At 66.7% G+C, this 14,469-nt stretch carries 22 protein-coding genes; 1 reads left to right on the forward strand and 21 read right to left on the reverse strand.

The annotated features are described in order from the left end of the window. Window positions 1–178: 178 nt before the first annotated feature. Entirely contained in the window at window positions 179–1,348 is a 1,170-nt protein-coding gene (locus IM697_RS40555) for a CapA family protein (protein ID WP_407699581.1), read from the reverse strand. A gap of 203 nt (window positions 1,349–1,551) precedes the next feature. Here IM697_RS40555 and IM697_RS40560 point away from each other — a divergent pair, with 203 nt between their 5' ends. Next, entirely contained in the window at window positions 1,552–2,364 is an 813-nt protein-coding gene (locus IM697_RS40560) for a hypothetical protein (protein ID WP_322734539.1), read from the forward strand. Between the two features lie 3 nt (window positions 2,365–2,367). Here IM697_RS40560 and truA read toward each other — a convergent pair whose 3' ends face one another. The 20 genes from truA to rplN all read right to left on the reverse strand — a co-directional run bounded on the left by truA (window position 2,368) and on the right by rplN (window position 14,226). Then, on the reverse strand, window positions 2,368–3,228 hold the full coding sequence (gene truA / locus IM697_RS40565; protein WP_194041965.1) for a tRNA pseudouridine(38-40) synthase TruA: 861 nt from the start codon (window positions 3,226–3,228) through the stop codon (window positions 2,368–2,370). A gap of 167 nt (window positions 3,229–3,395) precedes the next feature. Further along, complete coding sequence (gene rplQ / locus IM697_RS40570) at window positions 3,396–3,890, reverse strand: 50S ribosomal protein L17 (RefSeq protein WP_194041967.1); 495 nt, start codon at window positions 3,888–3,890, stop codon at window positions 3,396–3,398. A 97-nt stretch (window positions 3,891–3,987) separates the two neighbouring features. Further along, the gene (locus IM697_RS40575; RefSeq protein ID WP_003966937.1) at window positions 3,988–5,010 is read right to left on the reverse strand and encodes a DNA-directed RNA polymerase subunit alpha; all 1,023 of its coding nucleotides are present in this window, start codon (window positions 5,008–5,010) and stop codon (window positions 3,988–3,990) included. A 145-nt stretch (window positions 5,011–5,155) separates the two neighbouring features. After that, complete coding sequence (rpsK, locus tag IM697_RS40580; RefSeq protein ID WP_017949643.1) at window positions 5,156–5,560, reverse strand: 30S ribosomal protein S11; 405 nt, start codon at window positions 5,558–5,560, stop codon at window positions 5,156–5,158. Window positions 5,561–5,625: 65 nt separating this feature from the next. Then, a complete protein-coding gene (rpsM, locus tag IM697_RS40585) occupies window positions 5,626–6,006 on the reverse strand; it encodes a 30S ribosomal protein S13 (protein WP_194041968.1) in 381 nt (126 codons plus the stop codon). 188 nt (window positions 6,007–6,194) lie between these two features. Next, window positions 6,195–6,308 carry a 50S ribosomal protein L36 gene (gene rpmJ / locus IM697_RS40590; RefSeq protein ID WP_003998809.1) on the reverse strand — a complete coding sequence of 38 codons (114 nt, stop codon included), beginning with the start codon at window positions 6,306–6,308 and terminating at the stop codon, window positions 6,195–6,197. 29 nt (window positions 6,309–6,337) lie between these two features. Then, a complete protein-coding gene (gene infA, locus IM697_RS40595) occupies window positions 6,338–6,559 on the reverse strand; it encodes a translation initiation factor IF-1 (RefSeq protein ID WP_003948620.1) in 222 nt (73 codons plus the stop codon). A gap of 164 nt (window positions 6,560–6,723) precedes the next feature. After that, window positions 6,724–7,560, reverse strand: coding sequence for a type I methionyl aminopeptidase (gene map, locus IM697_RS40600; RefSeq protein ID WP_194041971.1), 837 nt, complete (start codon window positions 7,558–7,560; stop codon window positions 6,724–6,726). 151 nt (window positions 7,561–7,711) lie between these two features. After that, window positions 7,712–8,374 carry an adenylate kinase gene (locus IM697_RS40605; protein ID WP_194041973.1) on the reverse strand — a complete coding sequence of 221 codons (663 nt, stop codon included), beginning with the start codon at window positions 8,372–8,374 and terminating at the stop codon, window positions 7,712–7,714. Beyond that, complete coding sequence (gene secY / locus IM697_RS40610) at window positions 8,374–9,687, reverse strand: preprotein translocase subunit SecY (RefSeq protein WP_194041975.1); 1,314 nt, start codon at window positions 9,685–9,687, stop codon at window positions 8,374–8,376. Before secY ends, IM697_RS40605 begins: the two co-directional genes overlap by 1 nt. A gap of 245 nt (window positions 9,688–9,932) precedes the next feature. Then, a complete protein-coding gene (gene rplO, locus IM697_RS40615; RefSeq protein WP_194041977.1) occupies window positions 9,933–10,388 on the reverse strand; it encodes a 50S ribosomal protein L15 in 456 nt (151 codons plus the stop codon). 2 nt (window positions 10,389–10,390) lie between these two features. Continuing rightward, complete coding sequence (rpmD, locus tag IM697_RS40620; protein ID WP_003974250.1) at window positions 10,391–10,573, reverse strand: 50S ribosomal protein L30; 183 nt, start codon at window positions 10,571–10,573, stop codon at window positions 10,391–10,393. Between the two features lie 2 nt (window positions 10,574–10,575). Then, the gene (rpsE, locus tag IM697_RS40625) at window positions 10,576–11,181 is read right to left on the reverse strand and encodes a 30S ribosomal protein S5 (RefSeq protein WP_009190144.1); all 606 of its coding nucleotides are present in this window, start codon (window positions 11,179–11,181) and stop codon (window positions 10,576–10,578) included. A gap of 40 nt (window positions 11,182–11,221) precedes the next feature. Then, a complete protein-coding gene (gene rplR / locus IM697_RS40630; RefSeq protein ID WP_071364959.1) occupies window positions 11,222–11,605 on the reverse strand; it encodes a 50S ribosomal protein L18 in 384 nt (127 codons plus the stop codon). A gap of 3 nt (window positions 11,606–11,608) precedes the next feature. Then, window positions 11,609–12,148 carry a 50S ribosomal protein L6 gene (gene rplF / locus IM697_RS40635; RefSeq protein WP_194041979.1) on the reverse strand — a complete coding sequence of 180 codons (540 nt, stop codon included), beginning with the start codon at window positions 12,146–12,148 and terminating at the stop codon, window positions 11,609–11,611. Between the two features lie 24 nt (window positions 12,149–12,172). Continuing rightward, a complete protein-coding gene (gene rpsH, locus IM697_RS40640; protein WP_129799270.1) occupies window positions 12,173–12,571 on the reverse strand; it encodes a 30S ribosomal protein S8 in 399 nt (132 codons plus the stop codon). A gap of 212 nt (window positions 12,572–12,783) precedes the next feature. Then, complete coding sequence (locus tag IM697_RS40645) at window positions 12,784–12,969, reverse strand: type Z 30S ribosomal protein S14 (protein ID WP_003948630.1); 186 nt, start codon at window positions 12,967–12,969, stop codon at window positions 12,784–12,786. A 5-nt stretch (window positions 12,970–12,974) separates the two neighbouring features. Continuing rightward, window positions 12,975–13,532, reverse strand: a complete 558-nt coding sequence (gene rplE / locus IM697_RS40650) for a 50S ribosomal protein L5 (protein ID WP_016434630.1) — start codon at window positions 13,530–13,532, stop codon at window positions 12,975–12,977. Continuing rightward, complete coding sequence (gene rplX / locus IM697_RS40655; RefSeq protein ID WP_053674523.1) at window positions 13,532–13,855, reverse strand: 50S ribosomal protein L24; 324 nt, start codon at window positions 13,853–13,855, stop codon at window positions 13,532–13,534. Before rplX ends, rplE begins: the two co-directional genes overlap by 1 nt. A 2-nt stretch (window positions 13,856–13,857) precedes the next feature. After that, the gene (gene rplN / locus IM697_RS40660) at window positions 13,858–14,226 is read right to left on the reverse strand and encodes a 50S ribosomal protein L14 (RefSeq protein WP_003998823.1); all 369 of its coding nucleotides are present in this window, start codon (window positions 14,224–14,226) and stop codon (window positions 13,858–13,860) included. Between the last annotated feature and the right edge of the window lie 243 nt (window positions 14,227–14,469).

Genomic DNA, 14,469 nt, shown 5'->3' on the forward strand with positions numbered 1-14,469 from the left:
GCCCCGTCCGGGACGCGGCGTGCCTTGGGTTGAAGTCACCGGTGGTTTCCTTCGCCTCTTCCTACTCAGGCGCTCGCAGGAGCCACCGCTGACGCGGCCATGAGACGCCGTCACTTTAAAGGACTGTTAACGCGCGCCGGGGTTGGGTTCGGAGCGCAACAACTGACTGTGTCTCTCGTCACGTCCCCAACGAGAGCTGCTCCAGGCCGTCGCCACCCGGGGCTCCCCGGTTGTAGAGGAACCCGCGCGTGCGGTCCTCGGCCAGCCGGTAGCGGGCGAGCCGGTCGTCGGACAGCTCGTCGGCGCTGTCGAGCACCTCTTGCACGTCCACCACCCGGTGGTCCTCGACCGCGCCCTCAGGGAGGTCCTCGCCGGGCTCCACCTCCGGCGGGATGTCGACCAGCGTGGTCCGATAGCGGGCGCTGACGTCCCAGTCCCCGTCGGTCGTCTCCCGGAACTCGAACCAGCCGATCGTGCCTTCCTCGGTGAGGCCCGTGGGCACGGAGTGGCGGGCCACGTGGTTACCGAGGCTGTAGGCGACCCAGGTGCCGTTCACCTTCTGGATCGGCTGCACCACATGGGAGTGGTGCCCGATCACCAGGTCGATCCCGGTCTCCTCGGCGAGCCGTTCCGCCAGCCGCAGCTGCGGCAGGGTCGGCTCGTTGTAGTGCTCGTTGCCCCAGTGGAGCGACAGGATCACCACCTCGGCACCCTTCTTACGAGCCCGCGCCTCGGCGTCCTTGATCTCGCCCGTGCTGATCTTGTTGAACGCCCACTTCTGCTTCTCGGGTGTCGGGTGGACGAAGGACTCCCAGGAGAAGGAGAGATGGGCGACCTTGACGCCGTTGACGTCCCGGATATTGATCTGCTCTGCTTCCTCGGGCGTACGCGCGGACCCGGTGTGGCCGAGGCCCACCTTGTCCATCGTGTCCAGGGTGCGCTTCACGGCCTTGAGGCCGTGGTCGTAGGTGTGATTGGAGGCCGTCGAGCAGGTGTCGTACCCCACGTCCTTGAGAGTCGTGAGGATCTGCGGTGGAACGAGGAACTCCGGGTATCCCTCGAAGGGGCCCTTGGGCGTGCCGACCGGAGTCTCCATGTGACAGATGGCCAGATCGGCCTTGCTGATGACCGGCTTCACACCGGCCATGAGCGGTCCGAAGTCCAGCCCGGCCTGCCCCTTACCGGTCTTCTTGGCGTCCTTGGCCGCCTGTTCGACCAGCTCGGGGTGGATGAGCACATCACCCGAGGCGGCGACGGTGAACGAGCGCCCGCCCGGCTTCACCTGCGCCCCGGACGGTTCGGAGGTACAGGCGGCCACCAGGCCGGCCAAAGCCCCCAGAACTGCCACCGAGCGACCTATACGGAGAGACTTACGGAATGTCACCGCGCAATATTCACACGCGACCCACAACTCAACAGGTCTCTCCCGTCACAAGACAGTCACGTTTCGCTCGCATTTTGACTCAAACGGTTTTGATCCTGGCGTTGGCCGGTTGTGACACAACATCCCCCACAGGTCCGGAACATACGGTTCCGCAGGCCCGGGAACTCGTGGACCTCCGCAGCCGGATCCTCATGTACACCGCCGGCTTCGAGCCCGACGGCCCTTACACACCACCCGGCGACGACGAACGCGAGCGGCTCGCGGACGGCGTCGGCCGGCTCCTGGACGGCGACGCGGCTCAGGCGGAGCGCCTGCTCGCCCCGCTCGGCCTGGGCGTCACCCGCCTGACCGACACCGACTCCGGCCGCCGCTACGACGAGATCGCCGCCCTGCGGCCGAACGGCGAGGCCGCCCGCTGGGGCCGCCTGTATCTGACCGCGGACTCCCCGGTGCGCTGGAACGTCCAGGTGCCGCACCCGGTCTCCGACCGCGACACCGAGGCACTCGGCGTCCGGCTGCTGGAGGACACCCCCTCGGGCGCCCTCGTCGTCGCCGGCGCCCACCGCCGCGCCGGCCGGGGGGACGCCGCGGACGTCGCCCACCGCGAGGACAGCGCCTTCCACTCCATCGTCGTGGAACTCCAGAAGCGCGGGGTGCCCGGTCTCCAACTGCACGGCTTCGCCGAGTCCTCCGAGCGCCCCTATGAGGCCATCGTCTCCGGCGGCGCGGCGCAGAGCACGTCCGGCGAGGCCACCGCGCTGGCCGACCGTCTGGAGGCGGACGGTCTGCGGGTCTGCCGAGGCTGGCAGGCGCGCTGCCCGCTGGAGGGCACGGCGAACGTCCAGGGCAGGTCCGCCGAGCGCCGGCACGCCGGCTTCCTGCACGTGGAACTGGCCCCCGATGCCCGGGACGACGGCCCCGACGCCGACGAGACCTCGGACGCCCTCGCCGACCTCCTCAGGACCTGGGCGGACGACTGAGGCTCAGCAGCAGCCGGCCCGCCCCGGCAACGACCGCCTGTTCCGCGCCTCCTTGTTCCGCGCCGCGAGCAACTCGTCGGCGGGGTACCCGACCTCTTCGAGCGTCAGCCCGTGCGGCCGTACGACATGCACGGCGGAGTCCCTGACACCGGCGGCGAGCACCTTGCCCGGCCAGTCGACGGGCCGGTGTCCGTCCCCCACGAACAACAGCGCCCCGATGAGCGAGCGCACCATGTTGTGGCAGAAGGCATCGGCGCGGACGGTCGCGGTGACGATCCCGTCGTCCCCCCGCTCCAGACTGAGCTCCTGCAGCGTACGGATCGTCGTGGCCCCCTCCCGCCTCTTGCAGTAGGCGGCGAAGTCGTGCTCCCCGAGCAGCCGCCGCGCGGCCTCGTTCATGGCGTCGACGTCAAGGGGCCAGTCATGCCACAGCACATGACCGCGCAGCAGCGGATCGACCCCGCCCGGATTGTCGGTGACCCGATAGGCGTACCGCCGCCACACCGCCGAGAACCGCGCGTTGAACCCACTGGGCGCCTCCCGCAGGGCCCACACCCGGACATCCTTGGGCAGCCGCCCGGCGAGCCGCTTGAGCAGCTTCTCGTGATGCTCGCGCCAGACGGACTCCGGCAGATCGACATGCGCGACCTGCCCCCGGGCATGCACCCCGGCATCGGTCCGCCCGGCCACGGTCAGCTCATACGTCGTCCCGCCCGACCGCGTGACGGTCCGCAACGCATCCTCGATCTCCCCCTGCACGGTCCGCTTACCACCGGCCTGCTTGGCCCACCCGTGGAACTCGGAGCCGTCGTAGGACAGGTCGAGACGGATACGGACGCAACCGGATGCGACTTCATCACTCACAAGCAGATCCTCTCAGGAACACAAAGGCGGGCCCGCTCCTGAAAAGGAACGGACCCGCCAACGCCCTAAAGGGGCGCGGGACTGTACTCGATATGCGGCTCCGCCGCGTGTGCGCGACCGGCCACGACGGCGCCGCAGCCGCAAACCGAACAGCCCCCGGCAGACGCTTACGCGTCCTTCGACTCCTCGGCGGGAGCCTCCTCGGCCTTGGTCACATCGACCTTGGCCTCAGCGGCAACCTCGGCGTCCTTAGCGGCACGCTTCGTCGCCGCCTCGGCCTCACCCGTGGCCTCCTGCGCGACCGTCAGCGCCTCGACCAGCTCGATGACAGCCATGGGCGCGTTGTCGCCACGGCGGTTACCGATCTTGGTGATACGGGTGTAACCACCCGGACGGTTCTCGTACCGCGGGCCGATCTCGGTGAAGAGCGTGTGGACGATGCCCTTGTCCGTGATGACCTGGAGCACCTGACGGCGGTTGTGAAGGTCGCCCTTCTTCGCCTTGGTGATCAGACGCTCGGCGTACGGCCGCAGACGGCGGGCCTTCGCCTCAGTGGTGGTGATACGGCCGTGCTCGAAGAGGTTCTTCGCGAGGTTCGCGAGGAGCAGCTTCTCGTGCGCGGCACTGCCGCCCAGACGGGCACCCTTGGTGGGCTTCGGCATGGTTCTTCTCCTGTGTGTCTGCCCCGGCCGTGTCAGGTACCGGGGTCAGGAACCCGATGAGCGGATGCTCACCGGCAAACGACCGATCAAGTACCGATCAGTACTGCTCGGTCTCCACGAAACCCGCGTCCGCGTCGTCGTCGGCGCCGAAGGCGTCGGCGGCGGCCGTGGGGTCGAATCCGGGCGGGCTGTCCTTCAGGGCCAGGCCCATGCCGGCCAGCTTCGCCTTGACCTCGTCGATGGACTTCGCACCGAAGTTGCGGATGTCCAGCAGGTCGGCCTCGGAGCGAGCGACGAGTTCACCCACGGAGTGGATGCCCTCACGCTTGAGGCAGTTGTAGGAGCGGACCGTGAGCTCCAGCTCCTCGATCGGCAGCGCCAGGTCGGCGGCAAGGGCGGCGTCCGTCGGGGACGGGCCCATGTCGATGCCCTCGGCGTCGATGTTCAGCTCACGGGCCAGACCGAACAGCTCGACCAGCGTCTTGCCCGCCGACGCCATGGCGTCACGCGGACGCATCGCCTGCTTGGTCTCGACATCGACGATCAGCTTGTCGAAGTCGGTGCGCTGCTCGACACGCGTGGCCTCGACCTTGTACGTGACCTTCAGAACCGGCGAGTAGATCGAGTCGACCGGAATACGGCCGATCTCCTGACCCACCTGCTTGTTCTGCACCGCCGAGACATAACCGCGGCCACGCTCGACCGTCAGCTCCATCTCCAGCTTGCCCTTGCCGTTGAGCGTGGCCAGGACCAGGTCGGGATTGTGCACCTCGACACCGGCCGGCGGCGCGATGTCGGCGGCGGTGACCAGACCCGGACCCTGCTTGCGCAGGTACATCACGACCGGCTCGTCGTGCTCCGAGGAGACGACCAGCTGCTTGATGTTGAGGATCAGGTCGGTGACGTCCTCCTTGACGCCCGGCACGGTGGTGAACTCGTGCAGCACGCCGTCGATACGGATGGACGTGACCGCCGCACCCGGGATCGAGGACAGGAGGGTCCGGCGAAGGGAGTTGCCGAGGGTGTAGCCGAAGCCCGGCTCCAGCGGCTCGATCACGAACCGGGACCGGAACTCGTCGACGACCTCTTCGGTCAACGAGGGACGCTGAGCAATCAGCATGTGTGGATCAGATCCTTCTTTCGTGGACGCCCGCTATTTGACGTCCGACGGAAACCGCACCCGTGAAAAGTGCGGGTACTGCAAGGGTACGGGCGGTAAGCCCCTTACGGAGCCATACCGCCCGGACCCTCAAGTCAACCGTGCGTCAGACGCGGCGACGCTTCGGCGGACGGCAGCCGTTGTGCGGGGTCGGGGTGACGTCCTGGATGGAGCCGACCTCGAGACCGGTCGCCTGAAGCGAACGGATCGCGGTCTCACGACCGGAACCCGGGCCCTTCACGAACACATCGACCTTGCGCATGCCGTGCTCCTGGGCGCGGCGGGCAGCCGACTCGGCGGCCATCTGCGCGGCGAACGGCGTGGACTTCCGGGAGCCCTTGAAGCCGACGTGGCCGGCGGAGGCCCAGGAGATCACGTTGCCGGACGGGTCCGTGATGGAGACGATCGTGTTGTTGAACGTGCTCTTGATGTGCGCGTGGCCGTGAGCGACGTTCTTCTTTTCCTTGCGGCGCACCTTCTTGACGGCGCCCTGACGTCCCTTGGGGGGCATCTGCTAACTCCTACGGGAGGTGGTCGGTCCTACAGCGAAGACCGTGGACAGGTATCCGCTGCGGACTACTTCTTGCCCGGCTTCTTCTTGCCGGCGATGGCGCGACGCGGGCCCTTGCGGGTGCGGGCGTTGGTGCTGGTGCGCTGACCGCGGACGGGCAGACCGCGACGGTGCCGCAGACCCTGGTAGCAGCCGATCTCGACCTTGCGGCGGATGTCGGCCTGGATCTCGCGACGGAGGTCACCCTCGGTCTTGAGGTTGTTGTCGACGTACTCACGAATCGCGACGAGCTGCTCCTCGGAGAGGTCGCGAACGCGGGTGTTCGGGTCGACGCCGGTCTCAGCCAGCGTCGCCTTCGAGAGGGTCCGGCCGATGCCGAACACGTAGGTGAGGGCGACCTCCACGCGCTTGTCGCGCGGGATGTCAACACCGGAAACGCGTGCCATTCAATGGCTCCTGGTGATCTTCGGAGGTCTTCCGCAGAACCGGTTCCCGGCCGCCGTATCAGGTACGAACCGGGTCCCCGGCCTCCGAACCGGGGGTGTCAGGCGCCGAAGCGCCCGGGTCCTGCGTATGAACATATTCAGCTCGCGTCGCGCGAAGCCCTGCGAAACCGCAGAGGGAGGTCGATACGTCAGCCCTGGCGCTGCTTGTGGCGCGGGTTCTCGCAGATGACCATGACCCGACCGTGACGGCGGATCACCCTGCACTTGTCGCAGATCTTCTTGACGCTCGGCTTGACCTTCATGGGATTGAGGTTCTCCGAGTCAGAGGGATCTACTTGTACCGGTAGACGATCCGGCCACGCGTCAGGTCGTACGGAGACAGCTCCACCACGACCCGGTCGTCAGGGAGGATGCGGATGTAGTGCATACGCATCTTGCCGCTGATGTGTGCCAGGACCTGGTGGCCGTTCTGGAGCTCGACCTTGAACATGGCGTTCGGCAGAGACTCGACGACAGTGCCCTCGATCTCGATGGCACCTTGCTTCTTGGCCACGCTTCGCCCTTCGGAATCGACTACCTTGATCGACCCGTGCACCTTCCTGCTTCTCAGAGAGACAGGCGCATGCAGACATGCGGGTACACAAGAGCCGACGAGTCAGTCTACGTCAGGGCACCCGGAAAGACGAATCGAGGGAGTCTGCCCCGCCCGGCAGATCATTAAGCGAGCGGATCCGGAGCGGCCGTGATCCCGTACTCGGAGAGCTTCGCCTTGCCTCCGTCGGGCGCGGTGAGCACCAGCGGGCCCTGTTCGGTGAGCGCGACGGAGTGCTCCCAGTGCGACGACCATGTGCCGTCGGTGGTGATGACGGTCCAGTCGTCCGACAGGACCTCCGTCTTGGGTGTGCCCAACGACACCATCGGCTCGATCGCGAGGCAGAACCCGGGCACCAGCTTCGGGCCCTTCCCTCGCCGCCGGTCGACGTAGTTCAGCAGATGCGGGTCCATGTGCATCTCGGTGCCGATGCCGTGGCCGCCGTAGTCCTCGATGATCCCGTACCGGCCGCCGCCCGGCTTCGGCTGCCGGCGGATGTACGTCTCGATGGCCCGCGAGACGTCGACCAGCCGGTTGCCCTGCTTCATCGCCGCGATGCCGGCCCACATCGACTCCTCGGTCACCCGGGAGAGCTCGATCAGCTCCGGAGCGTGGCCGGAGCCCACGAACGCGGTGTACGCGGCGTCGCCGTGCCAGCCGTCGATGACGGCGCCGCAGTCGATGGAGATGATGTCGCCGTCCTTGAGCACGACGTCCTCGGACGGGATGCCGTGGACGACGACCTCGTTCGCGGAGGTGCAGATCGTCGCGGGGAAGCCGCCGTAGCCGAGGAAGTTCGACTTGGCGCCGTGCTCCGCGAGCACCTTGCGGGCGACCTCGTCCAGATCCTTGGTGCTGGCCCCGGGCACCGCGGCCTCACGCGTGGCCGCGTGAATCGCGGCGACGACCAGTCCCGCCTCACGCATCTTGGCGATCTGCTCGGGGCTCTTGATCTGCACCATGGGGACGGGCGCCTTTCGTGGACGGGACGGAGAGGACTGGAGTGGACTGCTTCAACCATAAGGGCGGAGCCGGGGCGCCCCGCCCCACGCAGCAGCCGCGGCCCCCGCACCGGGAACCGCGGCCTGAGCTACGTACGAGCCGAGAACGCTGCTACTTGCCGTCCTCGTCGCTCTGAAGCGCCTCCATGGCGCGCGCCGTCACCTCTTCGACCTTGCCCAGCGCGGAGATGGTGACGACCAGTCCCTGCGCCTTGTAGTAGTCGATGATCGGCTCGGTCTGCGTGTGGTAGACCTCCAGCCGCTTGCGGACGGTCTCCTCGGAGTCGTCGTCGCGCTGGTACAGCTCGCCGCCGCAGGCGTCGCAGACGCCCTCCTTCTTCGGTCGGCTGTACGTCACGTGGAAGACGTGGCTGGAGTCCTTGCGGCAGATCCGCCGCCCGGCGATCCGCTTGACGACCTCTTCCTCGGGGACCTCGAGGTCCAGCACCGCGTCCAGCTTCATGCTCTCGGACTGGAGCATCTCGTCGAGCGCCTCGGCCTGGGACACATTGCGCGGGAAGCCGTCCAGCAGGAAGCCGTTCTCGGCGTCCGGCTTCTCCATGCGGTCCTTGGCCATCCCGATGGTGACCTCGTCCGGCACCAGGTTGCCCGCGTCCATGTAGGACTTCGCGAGCTTCCCGAGCTCCGTCTGCTGGCTGATGTTGGCCCGGAACAGGTCGCCCGTGGAGATGTGCGGGATCGACAGGTTCTTGGCCAGGAACGCGGCCTGCGTTCCCTTACCGGCACCCGGCGGCCCGACGAGGACGATACGCATCAGCGGAGGAACCCTTCGTAATTGCGCTGCTGGAGCTGGCTCTCGATCTGCTTCACCGTTTCGAGGCCGACACCCACAATGATCAGGATGCTGGTGCCACCGAACGGGAAGTTTTGGTTTGCCCCGAAACCAGCCAACGCCATCGTCGGCACGAGAGCGATCAGACCCAAGTACAGCGAGCCCGGCCAGGTGATCCGGTTGAGCACATAGGAAAGGTACTCAGCGGTCGGTCGGCCAGCCCGGATGCCCGGGATGAAGCCACCATACTTCTTCATGTTGTCCGCGACTTCCTCGGGGTTGAACGAGATGGCCACGTAGAAGAAGGCGAAGAAGACGATCAGAAGGAAGTACGACGCGATGTAGTACGGGTGATCGCCCTTGACGAAGTGCGCTTCGATCCACCTCTTCCAGGCGGAGTCGCCACCGGAGAACTGGGCGATCAGCGCCGGGATGTAGAGCAGCGACGACGCGAAGATGACAGGGATCACACCTGCCTGGTTCACCTTCAGCGGGATGTAGGTGGACGTACCGCCGTAGGAACGGCGGCCGATCATGCGCTTCGCGTACTGCACCGGGATACGGCGCTGGGCCTGCTCGACGAAGACCACCAGGCCGACCATGACCAGGCCGACGAGGATGACCGTGCCGAACTCGATCCAGCCGTCGGCCAGCGAGCCCTGCTTCTTGATGGCCCACAGCGCGGACGGGAAGGTCGCGGCGATCGAGATGAACATCAGGATCGACATGCCGTTGCCGATGCCGCGGTCGGTGATGAGCTCACCGAGCCACATGACGGTGGCCGTACCGGCGGTCATGGTGATGACCATGACGATGGTGGTGAAGATCGAGCGGTCCGGCACGATCTGGCCGGCCGTCTGGCAGCCCTGGAAGAGCGCGCCGCTGCGGGCGGTGGCCACCAGGCCGGTGCCCTGGAGGATGGCGAGGGCCACGGTCAGGTAACGGGTGTACTGCGTGATCTTCGCCGTGCCTGCCTGGCCCTCCTTCTTGAGGGCTTCCAGGCGCGGGATCACCACGGTCAGCAGCTGAAGGATGATGCTCGCCGTGATGTAGGGCATGATGCCGAGCGCGAAGATCGTGATCTGAAGCAGCGCGCCGCCACTGAACATGTTCACCAGGCCGAAGAGGCCCTGGTTGGCGTTCGCCTGGTCGAGGCAGACCTGGACGGCCCTGTAGTCGACGCCGGGGATCGGGATGTGTGTACCGATCCGGTAGATCACGATGATGCCGAGCGTGAAGAGCAGCTTCTTGCGCAGGTCGGGCGTCTTGAACGCCCGGGCGAACGCGGTGAGCACGGTGCCTCCTGCGACCCCCGCGCTACTGCGTCAAGGGTGACGGTCTTGAGGATCGACTAATAGGAACGACTTAGCTAACGGTCAACTGCCGCTCAGAGTGCCCCACGAGGAGCACTCCGTAAAAGTGGGCAGTGCAGGCCACCTTACCGGCGAGACCGCCCCCCTTGGAACGACCAACCGGGGATACCCCATTTGTGGGGTATCCCCGGTCGGGATCGCTCAAGTCATCGAGACGCCTGTTGCGTTCAGACGAGCTCGGTGACGCTACCGCCGGCGGCGGTGATCTTCTCCTTGGCGGAGCCGGAGACGGCGTCCACCGTCACCTGCAGCGCCACGGAGATCTCGCCCTGGCCGAGCACCTTGACGAGGCTGTTCTTGCGAACGGCACCCTTGGCGACCAGGTCCGCGACCGTGACCTCCCCACCCTCGGGGTAGAGGGCGGCGAGCTTGTCCAGGTTCACGACCTGGTACTCGGTCTTGAACGGGTTCTTGAAGCCCTTCAGCTTCGGGAGGCGCATGTGCAGCGGCATCTGGCCGCCCTCGAAGCGCTCCGGAACCTGGTAACGGGCCTTGGTGCCCTTGGTACCACGACCGGCCGTCTTACCCTTCGACGCCTCACCACGACCGACACGGGTCTTGGCGGTCTTGGCGCCGGGGGCGGGACGGAGGTTGTGGATCTTGAGCGGGTTCTGCTCCGCCATGATCAGTCGACCTCCTCGACCGTCACGAGGTGGCGGACGGTGTGCACCATGCCGCGGAACTCGGGGCGGTCCTCCTTGACGACCTGCGTGTTGATGCCCTTGAGACCAAGGGAGCGCAGGGTGTCACGGTGGTTCTGCTTGCTGCCGATGTAGGACTTGACCTGCGTAATCTTGAGCTGCGCCATGATTACGCACCCGCCCCGGCACGCGCACGGAGAAGAGCCGCGGGGGCGACGTCCTCGAGCGGCAGACCACGGCGGGCCGCGATCTCCTCGGGACGCTGCAGGCCCTTCAGGGCCTCCACGGTCGCGTGCACGATGTTGATCGCGTTGTCGGAGCCGAGCGACTTCGACAGCACGTCGTGGATACCGGCGCACTCCAGGACGGCACGCACGGGACCACCGGCGATAACACCGGTACCCGGCGAAGCCGGCTTGAGGAGAACGACACCGGCAGCCTTCTCACCCTGGATGGGGTGCGGGATGGTGCCCTGGATCCGGGGGACCTTGAAGAAGTGCTTCTTGGCCTCCTCAACGCCCTTGGCGATGGCGGCCGGCACCTCCTTGGCCTTGCCGTAACCGACACCCACGGTGCCGTCACCGTCGCCCACCACGACCAGCGCGGTGAAGCTGAAGCGACGACCACCCTTCACAACCTTGGCGACGCGGTTGATCGCGACAACGCGCTCAACGTACGCGGTCTTCTCGGCGGCAGCTGCGCCGCCGTCACGGCCCTTCCGGTCCCGCCGCTCGCCGCCACCGGCACCGCCACCGCGGCGCTGGGGTCCAGCCATTGGAATTACCTCTCTCTGTTTCCGCTTGGTCGGAACCGGCTCAGAACTTGAGCCCGGCCTCGCGGGCGGCGTCCGCCAGAGCGGCGATGCGCCCGGCGTACTGGTTACCACCACGGTCGAATACGACGGCCTCGACACCGGCGGCCTTGGCGCGCTCGGCGACCAGGGCGCCGACCTGCTTGGCCTGCGCGGACTTGTCGCCCTCGCCACCGCGGATCGAGGTGTCCAGGGTGGACGCCGACGCAAGGGTGTGACCCTTGAGGTCGTCGATCACCTGGGCCACGATGTGGCGGTTGGAGCGGGTGACGACCAGACGGGGACGCTCCGCCGTACCGTTGATCCGCTTGCGGATCCGGATGTGACGGCGCTTGATCGCGGCGCGCTTGTAGGCGTCGCCCTTAAGGATCTTCTGCCCGTATGCCATGGCTTACTTACCCGCCTTTCCGACCTTGCGGCGGATGACTTCGCCCTCGTACTTGACGCCCTTGGCCTTGTACGGGTCGGGCTTGCGCAGCTTGCGGATGTTGGCCGCGACCTCGCCGACCTTCTGCTTGTCGATGCCCTCGACCGAGAAACGCGTGGGCGCCTCGACCTTGAAGGTGATGCCCTCGGGGGCCTCGACCAGAATCGGGTGGCTGTAGCCGAGCGCGAACTCGAGGTTCGAGCCCTTGGCGGTCACGCGGTAACCGACACCGCTGATCTCGAGCTTCTTCACGTAACCCTGGGTCACGCCGGTGATCATGTTCGCCACCAGCGTGCGGGACAGGCCGTGCAGGGCCTTGTTCTGACGCTCGTCGTTGGGGCGGGTCACCTGCAGGGTGCCGTCCTCGCCCTTGGCGATCTCGATCGGCGCCGAGACGGTGTGGGTCAGCGCGCCCTTGGGGCCCTTGACCGAGACCGTACGGCCGTCGATGGTGACGTCCACGCCGGCGGGAACCGCGATGGGGAGCTTGCCGATGCGCGACATAGCTGTTTCCTCCGTTCCCTTCTGCTACCAGACGTAGGCGAGGACTTCCCCACCCACGCCCTTCTTGCCGGCCTGCTTGTCGGTGAGGAGCCCGTGGGACGTGGAGATGATCGCCACGCCGAGGCCGCCGAGCACCTTCGGCAGGTTGGTGGACTTCGCGTAAACCCGCAGACCGGGCTTGGAGATCCGCTTGATGCCCGCGATGGAGCGCTCACGGTTCGGGCCGAACTTCAGCTCGAGGACGAGGTTCTTGCCGACCTCGGCGTCCTCGACACGCCAGCCCGTGATGAAGCCCTCCTGCTGGAGGATCTCCGCGATGTGCGACTTGATCTTCGAGTGCGGCATCGCCACGGTGTCGTGGTACGCCGAGTTCGCGTTCCGCAGACGCGTAAGCATGTCTGCGATCGGATCAGTCATGGTCATGAATTGGCCTTCGGCCTCTCTCGCCGGGGTTTCCTGATGCGCCATCCCTCTCCCCGATCCGAGACGGGACGGGTGCGGCGCGGTGGACCTACGGCGTAGTAAGTCGTACGGGCGCGACAGGCGCCCAACCCCACAAGCCTAAGCCATGCGGGGGTGGGCCCCTGTCCACCCAGATGCTTACCGAGAGACTCCGGAATCCCCTATTACGGGAATTACCAGGAGCTCTTGGTCACGCCCGGCAGCTCGCCACGGTGAGCCATCTCACGAAGGCACACGCGGCACAGGCCGAACTTGCGGTACACGGAGTGGGGACGGCCGCAGCGCTGGCAGCGCGTGTAGCCACGCACGCCGAACTTGGGCTTGCGAGCAGCCTTCGCGATCAGAGCCTTCTTCGCCATCTCGCTCACGCCTCCTTGAAGGGGAAGCCGAGGTGACGAAGGAGCGCGCGGCCCTCAGCGTCGTTGGTCGCCGTGGTGACCACGGTGATGTCCATACCCCGGACGCGGTCGATCTTGTCCTGGTCGATCTCGTGGAACATGACCTGCTCCGTGAGACCGAAGGTGTAGTTGCCACGGCCGTCGAACTGCTTGGGGGACAGACCGCGGAAGTCGCGGATGCGCGGCAGCGCGAGCGACAGGGTGCGGTCCAGGAACTCCCACATGCGGTCGCCACGGAGCGTGACGTGGGCACCGATCGGCTGGCCCTCACGCAGCTTGAACTGCGCGATGGACTTGCGTGCCTTGGTGACGGCCGGCTTCTGACCGGTGATCGTGGTGAGGTCGCGGATGGCGCCCTCGATCAGCTTGGAGTCGCGGGCGGCGTCGCCCACACCCATGTTGACCACGATCTTGACGAGGCCGGGGATCTGCATGACGTTCTCGTACTTGAACTCGTCACGCAGCTTGCCCGCGATCTCCTCGCGGTACTTCTGCTTCAGACGCGGAGTGGTGGTGGTAGCCATCAGATGTCCTCACCCGTCCGCTTGGCAACGCGGATCTTGTTGCCTTCGTCGTCGAAGCGGTAGCCGACACGCGTGACGACCTTGTTGCCGTCCTTCTCAACGACCAGCTGGACGTTGGAGACGTGGATCGGCGCCTCGGTCGTGACGATGCCGCCGGCCTGCGAACCGCGAGCGGTCGGACCGGCCTTGGTGTGCTTCTTGACCCGGTTGACACCCTCGACCAGGACGCGCTCGTCGCGCGGGTAAGCGGCAATGACCTTGCCCTGCTTGCCCTTGTCCTTGCCGGTGATGACCTGGACCAGGTCGCCCTTCTTGATCTTCATGCTTACAGCACCTCCGGCGCGAGCGAGATGATCTTCATGAACTTCTTCTCGCGCAGCTCACGGCCGACCGGGCCGAAGATGCGGGTGCCGCGAGGGTCGCCGTCGTTCTTCAGAATGACGGCGGCGTTCTCGTCGAAGCGGATGTACGAGCCGTCCGGACGGCGGCGCTCCTTGACGGTGCGAACGATGACCGCCTTGACGACGTCACCCTTCTTCACGTTGCCACCGGGGATCGCGTCCTTGACGGTGGCGACGATGACGTCACCGATGCCCGCGTAGCGGCGACCGGAGCCACCGAGCACACGGATGCAAAGGATTTCCTTCGCACCAGTGTTGTCGGCGACGCGCAGTCGCGACTCCTGCTGGATCACGTCTATCTCCTGTGTGTCTGCCGGTTCCCTCCGGGGGTTGAACCGGAGAGCCTGGCGGAACCGTCCTGCGGGGATTGCCCCGCAGGAATTACTTGCCCGACCCGGCCGGGCCGCGGAGCCGTCTCGCGACGAGCGCGAGTGCCTCACGCACCTCGGCCGGGCGGCGGTCTTTCTTCGGTCTGGCGAAACCCGCGCCGGGAGCGCCGCCGGACCAGGGGTCCGGGGCGGAAGCCCCCGGCGGGG

Origin of the sequence: Streptomyces ferrugineus (assembly GCF_015160855.1) — a bacterium.
Classification (GTDB): domain Bacteria; phylum Actinomycetota; class Actinomycetes; order Streptomycetales; family Streptomycetaceae; genus Streptomyces; species Streptomyces ferrugineus.

Bases quoted from the DNA above. Each gene is read 5' to 3' on its own strand.
- IM697_RS40645 (WP_003948630.1), bottom strand. From the start codon at position 12,969: ATGGCGAAGAAGGCTCTGATCGCGAAGGCTGCTCGCAAGCCCAAGTTC.
- map (WP_194041971.1), bottom strand. From the start codon at position 7,560: ATGGTGCAGATCAAGAGCCCCGAGCAGATCGCCAAGATGCGTGAGGCG.
- rplX (WP_053674523.1), bottom strand. From the start codon at position 13,855: ATGAAGATCAAGAAGGGCGACCTGGTCCAGGTCATCACCGGCAAGGAC.
- IM697_RS40605 (WP_194041973.1), bottom strand. From the start codon at position 8,374: ATGCGTATCGTCCTCGTCGGGCCGCCGGGTGCCGGTAAGGGAACGCAG.
- rpsE (WP_009190144.1), bottom strand. From the start codon at position 11,181: ATGGCTGGACCCCAGCGCCGCGGTGGCGGTGCCGGTGGCGGCGAGCGG.
- IM697_RS40575 (WP_003966937.1), bottom strand. From the start codon at position 5,010: ATGCTGATTGCTCAGCGTCCCTCGTTGACCGAAGAGGTCGTCGACGAG.
- rplE (WP_016434630.1), bottom strand. From the start codon at position 13,532: ATGGCTACCACCACCACTCCGCGTCTGAAGCAGAAGTACCGCGAGGAG.
- rplF (WP_194041979.1), bottom strand. From the start codon at position 12,148: ATGTCGCGCATCGGCAAGCTCCCCATCGCGGTTCCCGCCGGCGTGGAC.
- rpmJ (WP_003998809.1), bottom strand. From the start codon at position 6,308: ATGAAGGTCAAGCCGAGCGTCAAGAAGATCTGCGACAAGTGCAGGGTG.
- rpsK (WP_017949643.1), bottom strand. From the start codon at position 5,560: ATGCCCCCCAAGGGACGTCAGGGCGCCGTCAAGAAGGTGCGCCGCAAG.
- rplQ (WP_194041967.1), bottom strand. From the start codon at position 3,890: ATGCCGAAGCCCACCAAGGGTGCCCGTCTGGGCGGCAGTGCCGCGCAC.
- rpmD (WP_003974250.1), bottom strand. From the start codon at position 10,573: ATGGCGCAGCTCAAGATTACGCAGGTCAAGTCCTACATCGGCAGCAAG.
- rplR (WP_071364959.1), bottom strand. From the start codon at position 11,605: ATGGCATACGGGCAGAAGATCCTTAAGGGCGACGCCTACAAGCGCGCC.
- rplO (WP_194041977.1), bottom strand. From the start codon at position 10,388: ATGGCGGAGCAGAACCCGCTCAAGATCCACAACCTCCGTCCCGCCCCC.
- rpsH (WP_129799270.1), bottom strand. From the start codon at position 12,571: ATGACCATGACTGATCCGATCGCAGACATGCTTACGCGTCTGCGGAAC.
- rpsM (WP_194041968.1), bottom strand. From the start codon at position 6,006: ATGGCACGCGTTTCCGGTGTTGACATCCCGCGCGACAAGCGCGTGGAG.